Source organism: Salinispora tropica CNB-440, from assembly GCF_000016425.1.
In the GTDB taxonomy this organism is placed as follows: domain Bacteria; phylum Actinomycetota; class Actinomycetes; order Mycobacteriales; family Micromonosporaceae; genus Micromonospora; species Micromonospora tropica.
The window spans coordinates 2,140,063-2,158,189 of record NC_009380.1; the positions used below are offsets into that span (position 1 = coordinate 2,140,063).

At 70.8% G+C, this 18,127-nt stretch carries 19 protein-coding genes and 1 riboswitch; of the genes, 18 read left to right on the top strand and 1 reads right to left on the bottom strand.

Features of this window, described 5'->3' with window-relative positions:
* Positions 1-41: 41 nt before the first annotated feature.
* Complete coding sequence (locus STROP_RS09425) at positions 42-920, bottom strand: septum formation family protein (RefSeq protein ID WP_011905763.1); 879 nt, start codon at positions 918-920, stop codon at positions 42-44.
* Positions 921-1,233: 313 nt separating this feature from the next.
* Between STROP_RS09425 and rpe the strand changes: the two genes are divergently transcribed.
* The 18 genes from rpe (at position 1,234) to argJ (ending at position 18,074) form a co-directional block, all read left to right on the top strand.
* On the top strand, positions 1,234-1,914 hold the full coding sequence (gene rpe, locus STROP_RS09430) for a ribulose-phosphate 3-epimerase (RefSeq protein WP_011905764.1): 681 nt from the start codon (positions 1,234-1,236) through the stop codon (positions 1,912-1,914).
* Entirely contained in the window at positions 1,850-2,896 is a 1,047-nt protein-coding gene (locus tag STROP_RS09435) for a GGDEF domain-containing response regulator (RefSeq protein ID WP_026275000.1), read from the top strand. The genes rpe and STROP_RS09435 overlap by 65 nt, the downstream gene beginning before the upstream one ends.
* A 58-nt stretch (positions 2,897-2,954) precedes the next feature.
* Positions 2,955-3,128, top strand: a riboswitch (FMN riboswitch).
* 162 nt (positions 3,129-3,290) lie between these two features.
* Complete coding sequence (gene ribD / locus STROP_RS09440; protein WP_011905766.1) at positions 3,291-4,352, top strand: bifunctional diaminohydroxyphosphoribosylaminopyrimidine deaminase/5-amino-6-(5-phosphoribosylamino)uracil reductase RibD; 1,062 nt, start codon at positions 3,291-3,293, stop codon at positions 4,350-4,352.
* A gap of 1 nt (position 4,353) precedes the next feature.
* Positions 4,354-5,019, top strand: a complete 666-nt coding sequence (locus STROP_RS09445) for a riboflavin synthase (RefSeq protein WP_011905767.1) — start codon at positions 4,354-4,356, stop codon at positions 5,017-5,019.
* A complete protein-coding gene (gene pnuC / locus STROP_RS09450; protein WP_011905768.1) occupies positions 5,016-5,717 on the top strand; it encodes a nicotinamide riboside transporter PnuC in 702 nt (233 codons plus the stop codon). Before STROP_RS09445 ends, pnuC begins: the two co-directional genes overlap by 4 nt.
* On the top strand, positions 5,714-6,916 hold the full coding sequence (locus STROP_RS09455; RefSeq protein ID WP_011905769.1) for a bifunctional 3,4-dihydroxy-2-butanone-4-phosphate synthase/GTP cyclohydrolase II: 1,203 nt from the start codon (positions 5,714-5,716) through the stop codon (positions 6,914-6,916). The genes pnuC and STROP_RS09455 overlap by 4 nt, the downstream gene beginning before the upstream one ends.
* Positions 6,917-6,975: 59 nt before the next feature.
* On the top strand, positions 6,976-7,473 hold the full coding sequence (ribH, locus tag STROP_RS09460) for a 6,7-dimethyl-8-ribityllumazine synthase (protein ID WP_026274999.1): 498 nt from the start codon (positions 6,976-6,978) through the stop codon (positions 7,471-7,473).
* A 73-nt stretch (positions 7,474-7,546) separates the two neighbouring features.
* On the top strand, positions 7,547-7,810 hold the full coding sequence (locus STROP_RS09465) for a phosphoribosyl-ATP diphosphatase (RefSeq protein ID WP_026274998.1): 264 nt from the start codon (positions 7,547-7,549) through the stop codon (positions 7,808-7,810).
* A gap of 49 nt (positions 7,811-7,859) precedes the next feature.
* Positions 7,860-8,705 carry an ATP phosphoribosyltransferase gene (gene hisG / locus STROP_RS09470; protein ID WP_011905772.1) on the top strand — a complete coding sequence of 282 codons (846 nt, stop codon included), beginning with the start codon at positions 7,860-7,862 and terminating at the stop codon, positions 8,703-8,705.
* Between the two features lie 106 nt (positions 8,706-8,811).
* On the top strand, positions 8,812-9,276 hold the full coding sequence (locus STROP_RS09475) for a PH domain-containing protein (protein WP_026274997.1): 465 nt from the start codon (positions 8,812-8,814) through the stop codon (positions 9,274-9,276).
* Between the two features lie 357 nt (positions 9,277-9,633).
* A complete protein-coding gene (infC, locus tag STROP_RS09480) occupies positions 9,634-10,248 on the top strand; it encodes a translation initiation factor IF-3 (protein ID WP_011905774.1) in 615 nt (204 codons plus the stop codon).
* 20 nt (positions 10,249-10,268) lie between these two features.
* A complete protein-coding gene (rpmI, locus tag STROP_RS09485; protein ID WP_011905775.1) occupies positions 10,269-10,463 on the top strand; it encodes a 50S ribosomal protein L35 in 195 nt (64 codons plus the stop codon).
* Positions 10,464-10,496: 33 nt separating this feature from the next.
* Positions 10,497-10,889: a 50S ribosomal protein L20 gene (gene rplT, locus STROP_RS09490; RefSeq protein WP_011905776.1), complete on the top strand. Its 393-nt coding sequence runs from the start codon at positions 10,497-10,499 to the stop codon at positions 10,887-10,889.
* Between the two features lie 29 nt (positions 10,890-10,918).
* The gene (locus tag STROP_RS09495) at positions 10,919-11,863 is read left to right on the top strand and encodes a TrmH family RNA methyltransferase (protein WP_011905777.1); all 945 of its coding nucleotides are present in this window, start codon (positions 10,919-10,921) and stop codon (positions 11,861-11,863) included.
* 166 nt (positions 11,864-12,029) lie between these two features.
* Complete coding sequence (gene pheS / locus STROP_RS09500) at positions 12,030-13,097, top strand: phenylalanine--tRNA ligase subunit alpha (RefSeq protein WP_026274996.1); 1,068 nt, start codon at positions 12,030-12,032, stop codon at positions 13,095-13,097.
* A gap of 36 nt (positions 13,098-13,133) precedes the next feature.
* Positions 13,134-15,719: a phenylalanine--tRNA ligase subunit beta gene (pheT, locus tag STROP_RS09505; RefSeq protein WP_011905779.1), complete on the top strand. Its 2,586-nt coding sequence runs from the start codon at positions 13,134-13,136 to the stop codon at positions 15,717-15,719.
* A 184-nt stretch (positions 15,720-15,903) separates the two neighbouring features.
* Positions 15,904-16,905, top strand: a complete 1,002-nt coding sequence (gene argC / locus STROP_RS09510; protein WP_011905780.1) for an N-acetyl-gamma-glutamyl-phosphate reductase — start codon at positions 15,904-15,906, stop codon at positions 16,903-16,905.
* The gene (gene argJ, locus STROP_RS09515) at positions 16,902-18,074 is read left to right on the top strand and encodes a bifunctional glutamate N-acetyltransferase/amino-acid acetyltransferase ArgJ (RefSeq protein WP_011905781.1); all 1,173 of its coding nucleotides are present in this window, start codon (positions 16,902-16,904) and stop codon (positions 18,072-18,074) included. Before argC ends, argJ begins: the two co-directional genes overlap by 4 nt.
* Positions 18,075-18,127: the final 53 nt, after the last annotated feature.

Genomic DNA, 18,127 nt, shown 5'->3' on the forward strand with positions numbered 1-18,127 from the left:
CGTCCGGCCAGGGCGGTCAACCATCCCGGCCGCGGCTCACACTAGATCGGCAGGCCCGCCTTGCCCGCGCCCTTCATCGATCGGGTCAGGTTCCGGTCGCCGACCCAAAGAAAGCACTGCACCCCCCGGTCGCCGTTGATCCATTGCTCCTCCCACGGCTCGTAGTAGATCCAGCCGGCGCGGTACTTCACGTCGCTGCGAGGCACCCCGACGTACTCGGCGATCAGCTCGGCGCAGCCCTTGTCGGTCTTGTCCTCGTTACGCTGGAAGTCGGCGAAGTCGGTGTCCGGCGCGGTCCAGACACCGACGAACTCGGCGTGGTGCTTCTGGTCGCACGCCACCGGTTTCATCTCGGTCACCTGGTCATCTTCGAGAGCCGGCTCGAAGCAGGTGTGCCGAAGCTCGGAGTCGCCCTTGAGCGCTCCGGTCAGGCTGGCGGTGCGGGACACTGCGCTTCGATCGTCCAGGCTCTTCTCCTCGTGCACGTCGCAGCGGAACCAGCGGGAGCCCCCCTCCCAACCGCCCCGCGACGGCATGACGACGGTGAGGCCGACCCGTCCGCTGCGCCAGTCGGCGCCCAGCGCCTGGTTCACCTCCTGCTCACAGGTGGCATAAGCGGCCTGCATCCCGGCCGAGCCGGCTTTCGGTGGCGCGGAGTCCGTTGTGTCGGCTCCCGTCACCGTGCCGACGTGCAGGGTCTCGACCATGTGCGGTTGATCGCACGGAGCCGGCGCGTACGAGCTGCGGTAGCCGACCTTGGAGCCGGTGGGGTGACAGGTGCCCGCGTCGGGCGTGAAACCCGTCGCGGTGGCGAGAGGGGCCCAGTCGTCGACCAGATCCCCGTCGGTCCCCGGCGGTGCGGTAGCGCATCCGGCGAGCGTCAGAGCCACCAACGTGGCGCACAGCGTGACTCGTTTCATCCGGCGACCTCCCGACGCGGTAGGTGTGGCGTCGAACATGCCACGGTGCGGCAGCTTACGGCACGTGGCAAACCGTTCCGGTGGGCTGTCGACCCCAGGGCGTTGTCCCGCCGCGTGGCGTTCCCGTCCAGGACCTCTGTGGAGCGACGGCGTTACCCGGCGTCCCTGGTCCGCAATGGCCAGCCTCCCCGGTTGCCCGACGGCGCGGTGGGCGACCTGGTCGGACCGTTCGGGATGACGTGCCGCGTGGTACGCCGGGCTCGGTGGGTGCCGCGCCGGTGGCGATGGGCCTCCACGTTCGTACACTGGCCTCGTGACCGTACCGCTGCCAATCGTCGCGCCGAGCATTCTGGCCGCTGATTTCGCCTGCCTCGCCGACGAGGTCCGTGCCATCGAAGACACCGCCGACTGGGTGCACGTGGATGTCATGGACAACCATTTCGTGCCGAATCTGACGATTGGGCTGCCGGTCGTGCAGAGCCTGCGGGCCGCCACCCGGCTCCCCTTTGACGTGCACCTCATGATCGAGGATCCGCGGCGGTGGGCGCCCGGCTACGCCGACGCCGGGGCGTACAACGTGACGTTTCACGCCGAGGCCTGTGACGACCCGGTCGCGCTGGCCAAGGACCTCCGTTCGGCCGGTGCGAAGGCGGGGCTGGCGATCGACCGGGACACGCCGATCGAACCGTACCTGGACCTGCTGCCCAGCTTTGACACCTTGTTGATCATGACCATCAAGGCGGGGTTCGGTGGGCAGCGGTTCATCCCGAACCTGTTGGACAAGGTGCGTACGGCCCGTCGACACGTCGACGCTGGTCACCTGGAGCTGCGCATCGAGGTCGATGGTGGGATCGCCCTGAACACCATCGCCGAGGCCGCCGAGGCGGGCGCGGACGCCTTTGTCGCCGGCACCGCGGTCTTCGGTGCCGATGATCCAGCCGAGGCCGTACGCCGGCTGCGGTCCCTGGCCCAGAGCGCGGCGCCCCGGGCCTGACGTGGAGCCCGACGGGGATCGCCAGGACCTCATTCTCGTCGTTGACGACGACGAGGACATCGCCCGGTTCGTCGAGTTCAACCTGCGGTTGCATGGTTACGAGGTGATCCATGCCGGGGACGGCCAGGAGGCACTCGAGGTGATTGCGCGGCACCGCCCCGACCTGGCCGTGGTCGATCTGATGATGCCCCGCGTCGACGGCTTGGAACTGACCCGGCGGCTACGTGCCGACCCGATGACCGCCGTTCTGCCGGTGATCATGCTGACCGCCAAGGGGATGACCGTGGACAAGGTGCACGGCCTCAGTGCCGGTGCCGACGACTACCTGGTCAAGCCCTTCGACACCGCCGAGTTGGTGGCCCGGGTCAGCTCCACGCTGCGCCGGAACAAGGAGTTCCGTGAGGTCTCGCCGCTGACCGGGCTACCCGGCAACAGCCGGATCCGCCGGGAGATCGCCGACCGGATTCGGGTCGGATCCGACTACGCGGTCGGGTACATCGACATCGACCGTTTCAAGAGTGTCAATGACGTTTACGGGTTCGTCCGCGGCGACGACTTCATCTCCGCGTTGGCCCGCAGCCTGCACCGGGCGGTCGTCTCGGTGGGGCTTCCCGCGGCCTTCCTGGGTCACGTCGGCGGCGACGACTTCATCTTCGTCAGCACGCCGGAACAGGTCCGGCAGCTGACCTCGCAGGTCTCCGCGGACTTCGAGCAGGCGGCCGACGCGCTGTACGACCCGCCTGACGCCGCCCGCGGCTACGTGGAACTCAAGGACCGACGTGGCAACCTACGCCGCGCTGCGTTGGTCACCCTCTCGATCGGCGTCTCGGTCTCGGACGCCGACAAGCGTCTCACGAATTCACTGGCGGCGATGACGATCGCCTCCGAGATGAAGTCGGTGGCCAAGAGCCAGCCGGGGTCGTACGTGGCGGTGGACCGGCGTCGCGGAGTGTCGGATTCGAGTCATCGTTCTGTGAAGTAGCGCGCTCTGGGTAGCCGTTGACCCCTCGGAGTGTGTAAGACTTCGGGTAGTACCCACCACGCGCTGGCGGGACTCGGTGTAATTCCGAACCGGCGGTGATCCACGGCTTGGCCGTGGTAAGCCCGCGACCCGGGAGCGGTTCGTCCGCCCGGTGGACCTGGTGTAAATCCGGGGCCGACGGTTGGATGCGGGCATGCCCGTATCCAGACAGTCCGGATGGGAGACAGCGCGCGGGACGGACGGGCCGTGCCCGGCCGCCGGTTTCGGCGTGCCGTGCGGCCTCCCGGGGCCGCTTTAGCGTTCCCGGATTTCCGCCACCGCACGCCTGCGGCCCGATGCCGCCGCTCCCATCGCCGCCCGCGCACCGATCGGCGGGCGGGCGGGAGGGCAAGGCATGGCCGGCGTCTCCGTAGATGAGGCGATGCGTCGCGCAGTTGACCTCGCCGCGCGTGGCCTCGGTACCACCAGCCCCAACCCGGTCGTCGGCTGCGTGCTGCTCGACCCGGGTGGTCAGGTCGTCGGTGAGGGCTTCCACGCGTACGCCGGCGGACCGCATGCCGAGATTGTCGCCCTCGCCCACGCGGGGGAGCGGGCGCGGGGCGGCACCGCGGTGGTAACGCTGGAACCCTGCGATCACACCGGCCGTACGGGCCCGTGTAGCACCGCTCTGGTGCAGGCCGGCGTCGCCCGGGTGGTGATCGCCGTACCCGACCCGAACCAGGCCGCGTCCGGTGGCGCCGCCACGCTGCGCGCCGCCGGGGTCCGGGTCGACCTGGGCGTACGCGCCGCTGAGGCGGAGGCGGGCAACATCGCGTGGCTGACCTCGACGCGTCGGGGCTGGCCGTACCTCCTCTGGAAGTACGCGGCGACGCTGGACGGGCGGTCCGCCGCCGCCGACGGCACCAGCATGTGGATCACTTCCGAGGCGGCCCGAATGGACGTGCACGCGCTGCGCGGCACGGTGGACGCCGTCCTCGCCGGGGTGGGCACCGTGCTCGCCGACGACCCGCGCCTGACCGTTCGGAACCTGCGCGACGGCAGCCTCGCCATCCGGCAGCCGCTGCGGGTGGTGGTGGACTCGGCGGGCCAGACCCCGGCCGGGGCGCGGGTCCGCGACGACGCCGCACCCACCTGGATCGCCACCGCCGATGAGGTGGGTACCGATTCGGCGGGCCGGGTCGATCTGCCGGCGCTGCTCGCCGCGTTGCACCAGCGCGGGGTGCGCGCCGCGCTGCTGGAGGGAGGGCCACGGCTGGCCGGCGCGTTCCTCGCCGCCGGATTGGTCGACAAGATCGTCGGCTACGTCGCGCCCCGGCTGCTCGGCGCCGGCCCCACCGCACTGGCGGACGCGGGGGTGACCACGATCACCGATGCCATCGACTGCGAGGTCATTGACGTTACCCAGGTCGGTCCCGACCTGCGGATCACCGCACTGCCCCGGAAGAGGGAGGGCTGACATGTTCACCGGCATCGTCGAGGAACTGGGTGAGGTCATCCACATCACCGAGACCGCGGAGGACTCCGCGGTGGTCACCATCAACGGCCCGCTGGTCGTCACCGACGCCCGGCCCGGTGACTCCATCGCGGTCAACGGCGTCTGCCTGACCGTGGTGGAACTCGCCGGTGGGGCCTTCACCGCCGACGTGATGGGGGAGACGCTGCGCCGCTCCGCGCTTGGCGTGCTGCGCCCCGGCGATCCGGTAAACCTGGAGCGGGCCGCCACCCTCGGCAGCCGCCTCGGCGGCCATCTGGTTCAGGGGCACGTCAATGGCATCGGCGAGTTGCTGGCCCGGGAACCGGCCGCGCGGTGGGAGACGGTCCGCTTCCGCCTGCCCACTGCCCTGGCTCGCTACGTGGTGACGAAGGGGTCGATCACCGTTGACGGGGTGTCCCTGACCGTGGCCAGCATCGGGCCCGACTGGTTCGAGGTGGGCCTGATCCCCACCACCCTGCGGCTGACCACGCTCGGCTCCCGGAGGGTCGGCGACGCGGTCAACCTCGAGGTCGACGTCCTGGCCAAATACGTCGAGCGGCTACTCGGCAGGGACCAGTCGGGCGGGTCGGGTGACCTGCCCGCTGCTGTCGGTCTGCCCGGTGCCGCGCCGGTGGGTGGGCCGGCATGACCGGGCCGCTCGGCTGGCTGCTCGACGCGCAGGTGAGCTTCGCCGGCTCGCCCGTGCTGGTCCGCGAGATCGTCGGCAACGTCTTCGGCCTGGCCGCCGCGGTGTTCGGCCTGCGCCGGGTGGTGTGGGCCTGGCCGGTCGGCATGATCGGCAACGCGTTGCTGTTCACCGTCTTCCTCGGCGGAGCGTTCACCACCCCGCAGGCACACGACCTCTACGGCCAGGCCGGCCGGCAGGTCTTCTTCTTCGGGCTCGGGCTCTACGGCTGGTGGCGTTGGTCGCGTAACCGTCGCCGGGGTGGCGACGGTACTGCCGCCGCGGTGGAACCCCGCTGGGCTACCGGGCGGGAGCGGCTCGGCTTACTGGCGGCCGCGGTGGCCGGCACCGCCGTCAGCTATCCGGTCCTCGCCGCCCTGGGGTCGTGGGGTCCGCTGCCGGATGCCTGGATCCTGACCGGCAGCCTGCTCGCCACATACGGCATGGCCCGGGGGTATGTGGACTTCTGGCTGATCTGGATCGCCGTCGACGCGGCCGGAGTGCCGCTGCTCCTGCGTGGCGGGTACTACCCATCGGCCGTCATGTACCTCGTCTACGGCGCATTCTGCGTCTGGGGGCTCGCCGCCTGGTGGCGGACGTCGCGCGCCTCCCGTTCGGAGCTGGCACCGATCTCGTCGAACTATGCGGAGGCTGTGGCGTGACCACTTTTGGCACGATCGAACAGGCGATGGCGGAGATCCTCGCCGGCCGACCCGTCGTTGTGGTTGACGACGCCAACCGGGAGAACGAGGGTGACCTGATCTTCGCGGCCGAGCTGGCCACGCCGGAGCTGGTCGCCTTCATGGTCCGCTACACCTCCGGCTACATCTGCGCGTCCCTGACCGAGGACGACTGCGACCGGCTGGATCTGCCACCGATGCACCACACCAACCAGGACCGGCGTGGCACCGCCTACATGGTGACCGTGGACGCTCGCAAGGGCGTGAGCACCGGCATCTCCGCCGCCGACCGGGCACGTGTGATTCGGCTGCTCGCCGACCCCAGCACCACACCGGACGACCTGGCCCGGCCCGGTCATGTGGTACCGCTGCGGGCGCGTGAGGGCGGCGTCCTGCGCCGGACGGGTCACACCGAGGCCGCGACTGACCTGACCCGGCTGGCTGGGCTGCGGCCTGCCGGCGTCCTCTGCGAGCTCGTCAACGACGACGGCACGATGATGCGCGTGCCGGACCTGGAGCGGTTCTGCGCGGAGCACTCACTGGTCCTGGTCACCATCGCGGACCTGGTGATGTACCGGCGACGGACGGAAAAGCAGGTCGAGCTGGTCGCCGAGGCGCGGCTGCCCACCCGGCACGGGGATTTCCGGGTGGCGGGGTACCGCGGCGACTACGACTCGGCCGAGCACGTGGCGTTGGTGATGGGCGATCTCGGCGATGGCCGGGACGTGCTGGTACGGGCGCACTCCGAGTGTCTCACCGGCGATGTGTTCGGCTCGTTGCGGTGCGACTGCGGTCTGCAACTGGACACCGCCATGGAACTGGTCGCCAAGGAAGGGCGCGGCGTCGTGCTGTACATCCGTGGCCACGAGGGGCGCGGCATCGGGCTGCTACACAAGCTGCGGGCGTACCAGCTACAGGATAAGGGCCGGGACACCGTCGAGGCCAACCTGGAACTCGGCCTGCCGGTGGACGCGCGGGACTACGGTACCGGCGCGCAGGTCCTCTACGACCTGGGTGTGCGGTCGATGCGGCTGCTCACCAACAATCCGGCGAAGCGGGCTGGACTGGAGGGCTACGGACTGACCGTGACCGAGCGCGTGGCACTGCCGGTTCAGTCGCACCCGGAGAATGAGCGCTACCTGCGGACCAAACGGGACCGCATGGGACACCTGCTGGGGTAGGTGAGACGACGCTAACGAGGCACCGATGGGGCCCTCGGCGATGGGATTGGAGCATGGGAATGGCGGGTTTCGGGGATGCGGGCATCGATACTGTCGACGCCAAGGGTTTGACCGTCGGGGTGGTCGCTGCCCGCTGGCATGGCGAGCTCACCGACCACATGCTCGATCGGGCCCTCGCCGCCGCCGAGGCGTGCGGGGCCCGTTCCATGGTCGCCCGGGTAGCTGGCTCGGTGGAGCTGCCCGTGGTGGCGCAGGCGCTCGCCCGCCGCTGCGACGTCGTGGTGGCGCTCGGGGTGGTGGTCCGGGGGGACACCGCTCACTTCGACTACGTCTGCCGGTCGGTCACCGACGGGCTCACCCGGGTCGCCTTGGATGAGGGAAAGCCGGTCGGGCACGGTGTGTTGACCGTGGACACGATCGATCAGGCCCGGGACCGGGCGGGGCTGCCCAGTTCGGCGGAGGACAAGGGCTGGGCCGCCACCGTCGCCGTTCTCGACGCGGCACTCGCGGTTCGTGGCTTGGCCGGTACCACCCCGCGGGTGGGCTTCGGGGCCTGAGGTTCCCGGGCGTCGTGGGACGACACGGACCCCGGTGGAGCCGCGTCGGCCGGCCGGTTGCGAGAATCGACCTGTGAAGACGTTCGAGGAGTTGTTCGCCGAGCTGCAGGCCAAGGCCGCTGCCGGCACCCCCGGCTCGGGCACCGTCGCGGCCCTGGACAAGGGGGTGCACTTCGTCGGCAAGAAGGTCGTCGAGGAGGCGGCCGAGTCCTGGCTGGCGGCCGAGCACGAGGGGCCCGAGCGGACCGCCGAGGAGATCTCCCAGCTGCTCTACCAGGTGCAGGTGTTGATGCTCGCCACCGGTCTCGACCTTGAGGACGTCTACCGACATCTGTGAGTTGTCCCCGTGCCAACCCTCCCGCTCTTCCGACAAGGAGCATTCCGCCATGCTGCGAGTCGCGGTACCCAACAAGGGGACCTTGGCCGAGAAGGCCGCTCAGATGCTGCGCGAGGCGGGCTACCGCCAGCGAACCGACCCGAAGGACCTGGTCTGCCGGGATGATGCGAACAATATTGAGTTCTTCTATCTGCGTCCGAAGGACATCGCCACCTACGTCGGCTCCGGGGACCTGGATGTCGGCATCACCGGCCGGGATCTCCTGGTCGACTCCGGTGCGCCCGCAACCGAGGTGGTCGACCTGGGCTTCGGCCAGGCCACCTTCCGGTTCGCCGCCCGACCCGAGGACATCGATACGGCGCAGGACCTGGACGGGCGTCGGGTCGCCACCGCGTACCCCGGCCTGGTGGAGCGGCACCTCGCCGAGCTGGGCGTCAAGGCCGATGTGATCCGCCTGGACGGTGCGGTGGAGAACGCCATCCGGCTGGGCCTCGCCGACGTGGTCGCCGACGTGGTGGAGACTGGTGCCACGCTGCGTCAGGCCGGTCTGGTGGTCTTTGGTGAGCCGCTGCTGCGCTCGTCCGCCGTCCTGGTTTGCCGCTCTGCCGCGCAGCCGCACCCGCAGGGCGAGCTGCTGCTGCGCCGCCTGCACAGCGTGCTCGTCGCCCGGCGTTACGTGATGCTGACCTACGACGTCCCGGCCGACCTGTTGGCGCGGGCCAGTTCGTTGACTCCGGGCATCGAGTCGCCAACCGTCTCCCGGCTGCACCGGGAGGGCTGGGTGGCGGTGCAGGCGATGGTGCTTCGTGACGACGTGCACCGGATTATGGATGAGTTGTACCAGGTTGGCGCCCGCGCGATCCTGGTCACGAACATCCAGGCCTGCCGCCTCTGACCCGGCAGGGGTGCGAACCCGGGACGGTCTTCGCCCGGTCGATCGTCGCCGCGCCCGGCCGTGTGCCGGGCGCGGGCCGCTCGGGCATGGGTGGCAGACTGGTGGGGTGAGCGAAACCGAAGCGGTCCGTATCCGGCCCCGGCGTGTCCGGCTGGTCTGCTGGGCCTCGGCGATTGCCCTGGTGCTGCTGTTCACGGTGCTGGCGATGTCGCTGCACGGGGCGACCGGCAGCGGCTACGGCTCATTTCAACGTGGCGACCAGTTCGGCATGGTCGGCCTCGGTGTGCTCGGCGCATTCGCCTTCCTGCTCTTCACCCGGCCTCGGGTGGAGGCCGACGGGCGGCGGGTCCGGGTGCAGAACGTGATCGGCTCGTACGAGCTGCCCTGGGAGCTCGTTCGTGGCATCCGGTTCGACCGCGGTGCGCCCTGGGCCAGCCTGGAGCTGCACGATGACGACCTGGTGCCGATGCTCGCCCTCCAAGCCGCCGACAAGGAGCTGGCCGTTAACGCGGTCCGCGCGCTACGCCAGCTGCACCAGGCCCGGTTGGCTGAGGGCGCCGCCGGCCGCTGAGGTCGGGTTGGCAGCCGTGCGGGCCGGTTGGCAGTCGTGAGCTGGCGCGCGGTTTTGGAGTGAAGCGGCGCGGGGTGTAGGGTACCGGAGACGACCAGGCCAGCTGCGCTTCGCAGGTGGCTCTGAAAGCGGAGCGCCTGCTCCCACCCGAGTCGCCGTGGGGCGGCCGGGTCCGGTCTCCGATTTCGAGCACGCCTCGGTGTCGGATGCGCGACCATATGATCGTGCCGACCGGTCGAGCGGGCCCCGGCAGCTGCCGGGGCCTTCTGCTTTCCGGGTCGGTTCCCACCCGGGAGCCGCAGGGTCGGCTATGCAGAAGACTCGACTCGAGGAGGCCCCATCAGCGTCGAACCACGCGTGAACGAGCAGATCCGGGCACGTGAGGTCCGACTGGTCGGCCCCGAGGGTGAGCAGGTGGGCATCGTCCCGCTGGAGCGCGCCCTTCAGCTGGCCGCGGACGTCGACCTGGACCTGGTCGAGGTTGCGCCAATGGCGCGCCCGCCGGTGTGCAAGCTCATGGACTTCGGCAAGTTCAAGTATGAGAGCGCACTGAAGGCGCGCGAAGCGCGGCGTAATCAGCAGCAGACCGTCATCAAGGAAATGAAGCTTCGGCCGAAGATCGATCCGCATGACTACGAGACCAAGAAGGGTCACGTGGTGCGGTTCCTCAAGGCCGGCGACAAGGTCAAGGTGACGATCATGTTCCGGGGTCGTGAGCAGAGCCGCCCGGAGCTGGGCTACCGGCTCCTGCGCCGGCTCGAGTCCGAGATCTCGGAGCTGGGTTACGTCGAGGCCGCGCCGAAGCAGGACGGTCGAAACATGATCATGGTGCTCGCACCGCACCGTGCCACCAAGGCTGCCGCCACGGCGGCCCGCGGCGGCGCGCTTCCGCGAGGCGAGCGGGAATCCGGTGCCGCCGCGGCAGCACCGCCGGCCGAGGCGGCCGGACCCGCCGGAACCGCCGGCGAGTAGCAGGGGAGAAGACGTTCCACATGCCGAAGATGAAAAGCCACACCGGGATGGGCAAGCGCGTCCGGGTGACCGGCAAAGGCAAGATCGTGAAGCAGCAGGCCGGCCTGCGCCACAACCTGGAGAAGAAGTCCTCCACCCGTACCCGCCGGCTGACCGGGCTGGTCGAGGTGGCCAAGCCGGATGTCAAGCGCATCAAGAAGCTGCTCGGCCGCTGACGCGCGCCACCCTGAACCAACGAAGGAGCTGAGATGGCACGCGTCAAGCGGGCTGTGAACGCCCAGAAGAAGCGCCGTACCCTGCTGGCGACCGCGAGTGGCTACCGCGGTCAGCGCTCCCGGCTGTACCGCAAGGCCAAGGAGCAGGTGCTGCACTCGATGCAGTACTCCTACCGGGACCGTCGTGACCGCAAGGGCGACTTCCGGCAGCTGTGGATCCAGCGGATCAACGCGGGTGCCCGCGCCAACGGGCTCACCTACAACCGCCTGATCCAGGGCCTCAAGCTGGCCGGTATCGAGGTCGACCGGAAGATCCTGGCCGACCTGGCCGTCAACGACGCCGCCGCCTTCGCGGCGATTGTCGAGAAGGCCCGTGCGGCCGTCGCGGAAGAGGGCACCGGCGGCGCCGCGGCCCAGGCCGCCTGATCCACCCACGGCAGCGCGAGGCGTCTCCCATGCAGTCACGACCGCACGGGAGGCGCCTCGACACCGTTTCCGGACCCCTCACCCCCCGCACCCCACGGATCGTGGCGGCCCGTCGGCTGCACCGCCGCCGGGACCGCGAGGCCACTGGTCGGTTCCTGGCCGAGGGCCCGCAGGCGGTCCGCGAGGCCTTGGCCCGACCGGGCACGGTCCTGGAACTCTTTGGTACGCCGGCAGCCCTGGATCGGTACCGGGACCTGGCCGCTCAGGCTGCCGCCGCTGACCTACCCGTCTCCGAGGCCACCGACGCGGCGCTCGCCGGGCTCGCCGAGACCGTCGCCCCGCAGGGCCTCATCGCCGTCTGCCAACACCTCGACCTACCGCTGGCCACCGCCCTCGCGCGAGCGCCACGGCTGGTCACAGTCCTCGCCGACATCCGTGATCCGGGCAACGCCGGTACGGTCCTGCGTACCGCCGACGCGGCCGGAGCCCAAGCAGTGGTCTTCGCCGGTACGGCCGTCGACCCCTACAACGGCAAGGTGGTGCGGGCGTCGGCGGGCAGCCTGTTCCACGTGGACGTGGTGCGTGCGCCCGATCCGCTTCAGGTCATCGCCGACCTACGGACTGCCGGGCTCGCCGTGTTGGCTACCACCGGATACGGCGCGGACGACCTGGACGACCTGGCCGATGCCGGCCGGTTGGCCGCCCCCACCGCCTGGGTGTTTGGCTCCGAGGCGCACGGCTTGCCAGTCGAGCTGACCGCGGCCGCCGAGGCCCGGGTCCGGGTACCGCTGCATGGGCGGGCCGAGAGCCTTAACCTGGCTGCCGCAGCGGCGGTGTGCCTGTACGCTTCAGCGAGAGCGCAGCGTCGGCCGTCGCCCCCGCACGCGGTTGCGGCGGTAGCCGCGGTCGAGGACGTAGCCGCGGTTGAGGACGTAGCCGCGATCGAGACAGCAAAGGAGAGCGGCCGCCCGTGAACGCGCAACGGCGTTCGTTTAGCCAGCCCGCCGGTGTCGGCGGGCGGCGGGCCTGACCCGCTCTCCACACGACTCCCACCGGCGGGCTGCGGCACAGCCGCGCGTCCGTAGACTCGCTTCGCCGCCTGACGAGGTCGGCGCCGCCGTGAGGGAGTGCCTGTACGCCATGTCCTACCGCAACGACCCGTACGACCCGAAGCAGGTCGCCCTGCTCGACCCGGCCGCACTGGCCGAGGCTGTCACCACCGCCGAGGCAGCGTTCGCCGCTGCCGCCAATCCGGATCAGCTGACCGCGCTGCGTCCGGCCCATCTCGGGGACCGGGCCCCGGCGTCGCTGGCCCGACGTGAGATCGGCGCGCTGCCGCCGGCCGCCAAGGCCGACGCCGGCAAGCGGGTCAACGAGGCCCGCCGGTCGATCGAGAGCGCCTACACCGCGCGCGCGCAGGTACTGGAGCGGGAGCAGGCCGAGCGGATGCTGGTCGAGGAGCGGGTGGATGTCACCCTGCCGGCCGATCGGCGTCCCTCCGGGGCCCGCCACCCGGTCAGTACGTTGATGGAGCAGATCACCGACTTCTTCGTCGGAATGGGCTATGAGGTGGCCGAGGGCCCCGAGGTCGAGTTGGAGTGGACCAACTTCGACGCGCTCAACATCCTGCCGGACCACCCGGCGCGGGGGTTGATGGACACCTTCCACGTCGCGCCGGAGGACTCCGGCATGGTGCTGCGAACCCACACCTCGCCGGTGCAGGCGCGGACGATGTTGACCCGCACGCCGCCGATCTACGTGATCTGCCCGGGTCGGGTCTACCGAACCGACGAGTTGGACGCCACCCATGCGCCGGTCTTCCACCAGGTGGAGGGCCTGGTGGTGGATCGCGGCATCACGATGGCGCACCTGCGGGGCACCCTGGACCACTTTGCCCGGGCGATGTTCGGGCCGGAGGCGCGAACCCGCTTCCGGCCGCACTACTTCCCGTTCACGGAGCCGTCGGCGGAGTTCGACGTGTGGTTCCCGGAGCATCGCAAGGGTGCGCAGTGGGTCGAGTGGGGCGGCTGCGGCATGGTGAACCCGCGGGTGTTGCGGGCCTGCGGCATCGACCCGGAGGTCTACTCCGGATTCGCTTTCGGTATGGGCATCGACCGCACGGTCATGTTCCGGCACGGCGTCGGTGACATGCGGGACCTGGTGGAGGGGGACGTCCGGTTCACCCGGGCGTTCGGGTACGGCGCGTAGGCGCGGGCACGAGTTACGGAGACGGTGATCTGAGTCATGCGAGTTTCTGTCAGTTGGCTGCGTGAGTACGTTGACCTGCCGGCGCATCTGACCCCGGCCGACCTCGAGCAGTCCCTGGTCGGTCTTGGTCTCGAGGTGGAGTCCATCGTGGACCTGGCCGGTACGGTCACCGGGCCGCTGGTCGTCGGCGAGGTGCGGGAGATTGAGGAGCTGACCGGCTTCAAGAAGCCGATTCGCTTCTGTCGGGTGGACGTGGGTGACGCCAACGGCACCGGCGAGTTGCAGGAGATCGTCTGCGGGGCGCGCAACTTCGCGGTCGGTGACCGGGTGGTGGTGATCCTCCCCGGCGGGGTGCTGCCCGGTAACTTCGCGATCGGGGCGCGCCGGACGTACGGGCGTAACTCCAGGGGCATGATCTGCTCGGCGAAGGAACTGGGCCTGGGCGACGACCATGCCGGCATCATTGTGCTGCCGGGCTCCAGCCCCGCCAAGCCGGGCGACGACGCCCGCCCCGTGGTTGGCCTCGACGACGTGGTGGTCGAGGTGGAGCTGACCCCGGACCGGGGTTACCAGATGTCGGTGCGGGGGATCGCCCGGGAGCTGTCGCACGCGTTCGGGGTGCCGTTTCGGGATCCGGGGCTCGCGTCCGCCCCGGCCGGGACCGAAGCGCCCGCGTACCCGGTGGAGGTGCGGGATCCCGTCGGCTGTGACCGGTTCGCGGCGCGGATGGTACGTGGCGTCAACCCGGCCGCGCCGTCGCCGGCCTGGATGGTCCAACGGCTCACCACCGCCGGCATTCGCAGCCTCTCGCTGCCGGTCGATATCACCAACTACGTGATGCTCGAGCTGGGCCAGCCGATGCACGCCTTCGACGCGGACCGGATCACCGGCTCGCTGGTGGTCCGCCGGGCCGTGGCGGGGGAGCAGTTGACCACCCTGGACGGGGTGGTGCGCACGCTCGTCGCCGAGGACATGGTGATCTCTGATGCGGGGCTGCCGAATCCGAACCCGGCTGCGGGCGCGGACGCCGGTGCCCCGATTTCGCTCGCTGCCGTCATGGGTGGGGAGAGCAGCGAGGTGGTCGCGGAGACCAGCAACGTGTTGTTCGAGGCGGCCCACTGGGATCCGGTGATGGTGGGGCGCACCGCCCGCCGGCACCGGCTGTTCAGCGCGGCAGCCAAGCGGTGGGAGCGGGGCGTCGACCCAGCCCTGCCGTTGGTTGCCATCGACCGGGCGGTGCGGCTGCTGGTGGAGCATGGCGGCGGCGCGACCGGTGCGGAGATCCTCGATATCGATCATCGAACGTCGCCGGTACCGGTGGTCATGCCGGCGGACCTGCCGTCTCGACGGGTCGGGGTGGCCTACCCGGCGGACCGGGTGGCTGCCCTGCTCACCGAGATCGGCTGCACGGTTGCCGCCGGCCCGGATCAGCTCACCGCGGATCCGGGTGAGGTGGGTGTCGCCGCTGGTGGCGCGGTCTCGTTCGTGGTTACCCCGCCGACCTGGCGACCCGACCTGACCGACCCGGCCGACCTGGTCGAGGAGGTGGTCCGTCTCGACGGCTACGACCGGGTGCCGGCGGTGCTGCCGGTGGCCCCCGCCGGCCGGGGCTTGACCTGGCAGCAGCGGCGCCGGCGGGCGGTGGCCAGGATGCTCGCCGACCGGGGGTACGTGGAGGTGCTCTGCTCGCCGTTCGTGGCGGTCGAGCTGGCCGACCAGCTGGGCCTGCCGGCCGGCGATGCGCGGCGGCGGGCGGTGCGGCTGGCCAACCCGCTGTCGGAGGAGGAGCCGGCGCTGCGGACGACGCTGCTTGGTCCGCTGCTCGGTGTGCTCCGGCGGAACCTGGGCCGGGGCCAGCGGGACCTCGCGCTGTACGAGATCGGGACGGTCTTCCACCCGCGGACCGAGGCCGGCACTCCGCCGCGGATGGGGGTGGAGCACCGGCCGTCGGACGCGGAGCTCGCCGCCGCCGATGCGGTGCTGCCGGAGCAGCCCCAGCACGTCGCCGTGGTGCTCGCCGGTGAGGTCGAGCCGGGTGGCTGGTGGGGCGAGGGGCGCCCGGCCGGCTGGGCGGACGCGGTCGAGGCGGCCCGGACGGTGCTCGCCGCCGCCGGTATTCCCGAGGACCGGGTGACCGTGCGGGCCGTGGAGCACGCCCCCTGGCACCCCGGGCGCTGTGCGCAGCTGGTGGTGGACGGCGTGACTGTCGGGTACGCGGGGGAGCTGCATCCGGCGGTGATCGCCGGGTTGGAGTTGCCCCGCCGTACCGCGGCGATGGAGCTGGACCTGGACGCGGTCCCGGCGGCCCCGGTGCGGCAGGCCCCGGTGATCTCGTCCTTCCCGCCCGCCCTGATCGATGTGGCGCTGGTGGTCGATGTCGACGTGCCGGTCGCCCAGGTGCAGGGGGCGCTGGTGGAGGGGGCCGGCGAGCTGTTGGAGTCGGTCCGGCTCTTCGACGTGTACGCCGGTGAGCAGCTCGGCGCGGGTCGTCGGTCGTTGGCGTACAAGCTGACCTTCCGTGCGCCGGATCGGACGCTGACGGTGGAGGAGGCGGTCGCGGCGCGGGACGCGGCGGTTGCCGCTGTCGCGGAGCGTTTCGGCGCAACCCTCCGGGGCGTGTGAGGGGCACCGACCTCGCCCGTATCCCCTGTTTGGTGCGCTCTCCCGGGCCCGCGTCGCAACCGCGACGCGGGCCCTTCCGCGTGGGGCTGCCGGTGATCCGAAACACGACTTCATCACCATGCACTGCTTTGTATGATCATGCAGTCGCTGCTAACCTTCACTGCATTGTCATACGGAGGTAGGTATGGGGATCCGAGTTGCGGTCGCTGGGGCGAGCGGTTACGCCGGGGGAGAACTGCTGCGCCTGATCACCGGGCACCCGGAGTTCGACCTGGTCGCCGCCACCGCGCACAGCCAGGCCGGACACCGGTTGGACACCGTGCATCCGCAGCTGACCGGGCTGGAATTGGTTCTGGCCGAGACCGACCCGGCTGCCCTGGCCGATGCCGACCTGGTTTTCCTGGCGCTGCCGCACGGTGAGTCGGCAACGCTGGCCGCGCAGTTGCCGCCAAAGGTGCGCGTGGTTGACCTCGGTGCCGATCACCGGTTGGCCGACCCGTACGCGTGGGCCAACTACTACGGCGGTACCCACGCCGGGCAGTGGACCTACGGTCTGCCCGAGCTGCCGGGCCAGCGCGAGCGGATCGCCGCCACGACCCGGGTGGCCAACCCCGGCTGCTACGCCAGCGCCATCGTCCTGGCGCTCGCCCCGCTGATCGCCGCCGGTGCGGCTCAGCCGGCCGACGTGGTGGTGGTGGCCGCCTCCGGTGCCTCGGGCGCCGGTCGCGCCGCCAAGGCGCACCTGATCGCCGGTGAGGTCATGGGTGACCTGTCGCCGTACCGGGTCGGTGCGCACCAGCACGTTCCGGAGATCAAGCAGGCGACCGGGGCGACCAGCCTGTCGTTCACCCCGGTGCTGGCGCCGATGCCACGGGGGATCCTCGCGACCGTCACCGCCGTGCCCGTACGCGACGTCGACCCGCAGGCGGTGCTCGCCGAGGCGTACGCGGACGCGCCCTTCGTGCACGTGCTGCCCGAGGGGCGGTGGCCACACACCGCCGCGACCCTCGGCTCCAACTCCTGCCACCTGCAGGCGACCGTTGACGTGGACGCCGGGCGGTTGATCGTGGTCAGCGGCCTGGACAACCTCGGTCGGGGCGCGGCCGGGCAGGCCGTGCAGAACGCCAACATCATGCTCGGTCTGCCGGAGACCACCGGTCTGTCTGTCTGGGGAGTTAGCCCATGAGCGTCACGACTCCCCGCGGATTCCGGGCGGCCGGAGTGTCCGCCGGGCTCAAGGAGGGTGGGGCGGCCGATGTCGCCCTGGTCGTCAACGACGGCCCGCACGCCGGGGCGGCCGGTGTCTTCACCAACAACCGGGTGAAGGCCGCACCGGTGCTCTGGACCCAGCAGGTCGTCCAGGGCGGTCTGGTCCGCGCCGCGGTACTCAACTCGGGCGGCGCCAACGCCTGCACCGGCCCCGGCGGCTTCCAGGACACCCACGCCACCGCGGAGCACACCGCGGCGGTGCTGACCGCCGTCGCCCCCGGCTCGAGCCTCGGTGCGGGTGAGGTGGCCGTCTGCTCCACCGGTCTGATCGGCGAGCGGCTGCCCATGGACCGGCTCCTGCCCGGAGTGCGTACGGCAGTCGGGACGTTGAGCCAGGATGGGGGCCCGGCAGCCGCCGAAGCCATCATGACCACCGACTCCCGGCCGAAGAACGGGGTCGCACACGGTGCGGGTTTCACCGTGGGTGGCATGGCCAAGGGCGCGGGCATGCTCGCCCCGGCGATGGCCACGATGCTCAGCGTGCTCACCACCGACGCGGTGGCTGACCCGGAGACCCTGGACGCGGCGTTGCGGGCCGCCTGCCGGGTCACCTTCGACCGGGTCGACTCGGACGGGTGCATGTCCACCAACGACACGGTGCTACTGCTGGCCAGCGGTGCGAGCGGCGTCGTGCCCACCGAGGCCGAGCTGACCGCCGTGGTCACCGCCGTCGCTCACGACCTCGCGCAGCAGCTCGTCGCCGACGCCGAGGGCGCCACCAAGCAGATCACGATCGACGTGGTCGGCGCGGCGAGCGAGGACGACGCCGTCGAGGTGGGCCGGACCGTGGCCCGGAACAACCTGGTCAAGACCGCGCTGTTCGGCAACGACCCGAACTGGGGACGAATCCTCGCCGCGGTCGGCACCACCGCTGCGGCGTTCGAGCCAGAGCGGGTCGATGTGGCCGTGAACGGGGTGTGGGTGTGCCGGGACGGCGCCGCCGCCGAGGATCGGTCGAAGGTCGACCTCGGGGGCGTGGACGTCACCATCTGCATCGACCTGCGGGCAGGCGCGGCCGCGGCGACAATCTGGACCAACGACCTGTCACACGGGTACGTGCACGAGAACTCGGCGTACTCGTCGTGACCACGAGGATCGCCGTGTGTTGGTGCGGCACCGCAACCTTGGACGGAAGGAAG

Coding starts and splice junctions, on each gene's coding strand:
- ribD (WP_011905766.1), top strand. CDS start 3,291: ATGGCCGGCGTCTCCGTAGATGAGGCGATGCGTCGCGCAGTTGACCTC.
- pnuC (WP_011905768.1), top strand. CDS start 5,016: ATGACCGGGCCGCTCGGCTGGCTGCTCGACGCGCAGGTGAGCTTCGCC.
- STROP_RS09425 (WP_011905763.1), bottom strand. CDS start 920: ATGAAACGAGTCACGCTGTGCGCCACGTTGGTGGCTCTGACGCTCGCC.
- hisG (WP_011905772.1), top strand. CDS start 7,860: ATGCTGCGAGTCGCGGTACCCAACAAGGGGACCTTGGCCGAGAAGGCC.
- STROP_RS09495 (WP_011905777.1), top strand. CDS start 10,919: ATGCAGTCACGACCGCACGGGAGGCGCCTCGACACCGTTTCCGGACCC.
- rplT (WP_011905776.1), top strand. CDS start 10,497: ATGGCACGCGTCAAGCGGGCTGTGAACGCCCAGAAGAAGCGCCGTACC.
- argC (WP_011905780.1), top strand. CDS start 15,904: ATGGGGATCCGAGTTGCGGTCGCTGGGGCGAGCGGTTACGCCGGGGGA.
- pheT (WP_011905779.1), top strand. CDS start 13,134: ATGCGAGTTTCTGTCAGTTGGCTGCGTGAGTACGTTGACCTGCCGGCG.
- ribH (WP_026274999.1), top strand. CDS start 6,976: ATGGCGGGTTTCGGGGATGCGGGCATCGATACTGTCGACGCCAAGGGT.
- pheS (WP_026274996.1), top strand. CDS start 12,030: ATGTCCTACCGCAACGACCCGTACGACCCGAAGCAGGTCGCCCTGCTC.
- argJ (WP_011905781.1), top strand. CDS start 16,902: ATGAGCGTCACGACTCCCCGCGGATTCCGGGCGGCCGGAGTGTCCGCC.
- rpmI (WP_011905775.1), top strand. CDS start 10,269: ATGCCGAAGATGAAAAGCCACACCGGGATGGGCAAGCGCGTCCGGGTG.
- STROP_RS09445 (WP_011905767.1), top strand. CDS start 4,354: ATGTTCACCGGCATCGTCGAGGAACTGGGTGAGGTCATCCACATCACC.
- STROP_RS09435 (WP_026275000.1), top strand. CDS start 1,850: ATGATCCAGCCGAGGCCGTACGCCGGCTGCGGTCCCTGGCCCAGAGCG.